The sequence below is a fragment of the Enterobacter sp. ZOR0014 genome (assembly GCF_000798855.1).
In the GTDB taxonomy this organism is placed as follows: Bacteria; Pseudomonadota; Gammaproteobacteria; order Enterobacterales; family Enterobacteriaceae; genus Enterobacter; species Enterobacter kobei.
In genome coordinates this window covers 1-2,514 of sequence record NZ_JTLF01000031.1, presented here as the reverse complement: position 1 = coordinate 2,514, position 2,514 = coordinate 1, and the positions used below count along the sequence as shown (strand labels likewise).

General features: G+C 53.6%; 3 protein-coding genes. 1 reads left to right on the top strand and 2 read right to left on the bottom strand.

What is annotated here, in order from left to right; genetic code table 11:
• Window positions 1–35 precede the first annotated feature (35 nt).
• On the top strand, window positions 36–1,451 hold the full coding sequence (gene gltX, locus L977_RS01375) for a glutamate--tRNA ligase (RefSeq protein ID WP_023331032.1): 1,416 nt from the start codon (window positions 36–38) through the stop codon (window positions 1,449–1,451).
• 44 nt (window positions 1,452–1,495) lie between these two features.
• Here the strand turns inward: gltX and L977_RS01370 are convergent, their stop codons facing one another.
• On the bottom strand, window positions 1,496–1,888 hold the full coding sequence (locus tag L977_RS01370; RefSeq protein ID WP_032629138.1) for a YfeC-like transcriptional regulator: 393 nt from the start codon (window positions 1,886–1,888) through the stop codon (window positions 1,496–1,498).
• 1 nt (window position 1,889) lies between these two features.
• Window positions 1,890–2,252 (bottom strand): YfeC-like transcriptional regulator, encoded by a 363-nt coding sequence (locus L977_RS01365; RefSeq protein WP_014884727.1) that lies wholly within the window; start codon window positions 2,250–2,252, stop codon window positions 1,890–1,892.
• Window positions 2,253–2,514: the final 262 nt, after the last annotated feature.

Genomic DNA, 2,514 nt, shown 5'->3' with positions numbered 1-2,514 from the left:
CGATTGCCGGCATCTTTATAACGTAAGGCCATTTCATGAAAATCAAAACTCGCTTCGCGCCGAGCCCGACAGGCTATCTGCACGTCGGTGGTGCTCGTACTGCTCTCTATTCCTGGCTTTTTGCACGCCACAACAAAGGTGAGTTCGTGCTGCGTATTGAAGACACCGATCTTGAGCGCTCCACGCCGGAAGCAATTGAAGCCATTATGGATGGGATGAACTGGCTGAACCTGGAGTGGGATGAAGGCCCGTATTTCCAGACCAAACGTTTTGACCGCTATAACGCAGTTATTGATGAGATGCTGGTCGCGGGCACGGCGTATAAATGCTACTGCTCCAAAGAGCGTCTGGATGCGCTGCGTGAAGAGCAGATGGCAAACGGTGAAAAGCCGCGTTATGACGGCCGCTGCCGCCATGACCATAGCGAGCATGCTGCTGATGAACCGTGCGTGGTGCGTTTTGCTAACCCGCAGGATGGCTCGGTGATCTTTGACGACCAGATCCGTGGCCCGATCGAATTCAGCAACCAGGAGCTGGACGATCTGATCATCCGCCGCACCGATGGTTCCCCAACCTATAACTTCTGCGTTGTGGTTGACGACTGGGATATGGAGATTACCCACGTTGTCCGTGGTGAAGACCATATCAACAACACGCCGCGCCAGATCAACATTCTGAAAGCGCTGAACGCCCCTGTGCCTGTCTATGCACACGTTTCCATGATCAACGGCGATGACGGGAAAAAACTGTCTAAACGTCACGGCGCGGTCAGCGTTATGCAGTATCGCGATGACGGTTATCTGCCGGAAGCACTGCTGAACTATCTGGTGCGTCTGGGCTGGGCCCACGGCGACCAGGAGATCTTCAGCCGCGAAGAGATGATCGAACTATTTTCGCTGAGCTCAGTGAGCAAATCAGCGAGCGCATTTAACACCGATAAGCTGCAGTGGCTGAACCATCATTACATCAATACCATGCCGCCAGAATACGTGGCGACTTACCTTCAGTGGCACATTGAGCAGGCAAATATTGATACCCGTACGGGCCCTGAACTGGCGGACCTGGTGAAACTGCTCGGCGAGCGCTGCAAAACGCTGAAAGAAATGGCTGAAAGCTGCCGCTACTTCTATGAAGAGTTTGATGAGTTTGACGCGGATGCGGCGAAGAAACACCTCCGCCCGGTTGCGCGTCAGCCGCTGGAAGTGGTGCGAGACAAGCTGACTGCGATCGCTGACTGGACCGCAGAGAACGTGCATCACGCTATTCAGGCGACGGCGGACGAGCTGGAAGTTGGTATGGGTAAAGTCGGTATGCCGCTGCGTGTTGCGGTGACCGGTGCGGGCCAGTCCCCGGCACTGGATGTGACCGTGCATGCAATTGGTAAATCACGCAGCGTGGCGCGTATTAACAAAGCGCTGGACTTTATTGCGGCACGTGAAAACCAGCAGTAATCACATTTTAGTCTGGCAGAACGGCAGGGGGACCTGCCGTTTTTTTATGCCGTATATTCAGCCAGATTCAGACGGGTAAGAAAGCCGCGTAACCCTTCGCGCTTCAGGAAGGCATCCAGACGTTCCTGTTCAGACGGCGTCAGGTTTTCCAGCGTCGCAATGATATCCGGTCGCAGAGTAGAGGAGGGGACAATGTATGGCGCTGTTGTCTCTGCCAGGTGGTACACTGCCTGACGGTTTCGGATAGCCGGGAGGCGCATGATATGTTCCTTCACGCGCGCATCGACGTGTATGAGCCTCGCCCGACCGCCTTTCACACCATTGAGACCTTCGGTCTCCCATCCCTGCTGGCGTATCCAGCGATTCACCGTTTGCCTGGCAACGCCTAAACTCTCCGCCAGCTCTTCCGTGGTCATTTTGCTACGTAATCTTTTCATATTAATTCTGGTCGCGAATTCCCAGGCGTTGTAACAAACCGGTAATCCCTTCCCGCAGTAACAGTGATGTCATCTGCTTCTGCTCTTCTGGCGTCATTTCATTTGCCAGCGTCAGGAGGAGGGTATGAAGCGAACGCTCATTGCTGATGCCGTCAGGCATTGCGGATGTCTCCGTTGCCCGTCGCGCGCTGCGGATAAAGTCACGCACCTTTTCATTCACATGTACCAGGCGTGCTTTGCCCCCCTGGACGCCTGGTTTTGGTGACGTTATCCAACCCTCTTTGCGTACCCATTTATTGATGGTCTGTCGGCTATAGCCGGTGAGCAGGGCTAACTCTTCCGGCGTCATTCGTTCCTTGATCATACAATTTCCTGAATATTCTTGGGGTTAATTAACGGCTCATTTTATAGCACCGTTTAACGTGAAAACGTGACAGGCTTAACTCATGACTGCGAGCAGGCTCGCAAAGTGATTCATTTGCATGAATTTTCGGCGATTGAATCACGGTCAATGAATTTGCCGTTGACACTCCGCGGCGGAATTCATATTATGCCGCCCGTCAACATGACAGCTTTACGATGGGGCTATAGCTCAGCTGGGAGAGCGCTTGCATGGCATGCAAGAG

Bases quoted from the DNA above. Each gene is read 5' to 3' on its own strand.
- gltX (WP_023331032.1), top strand. From the start codon at position 36: ATGAAAATCAAAACTCGCTTCGCGCCGAGCCCGACAGGCTATCTGCAC.
- L977_RS01370 (WP_032629138.1), bottom strand. From the start codon at position 1,888: ATGAAAAGATTACGTAGCAAAATGACCACGGAAGAGCTGGCGGAGAGT.
- L977_RS01365 (WP_014884727.1), bottom strand. From the start codon at position 2,252: ATGATCAAGGAACGAATGACGCCGGAAGAGTTAGCCCTGCTCACCGGC.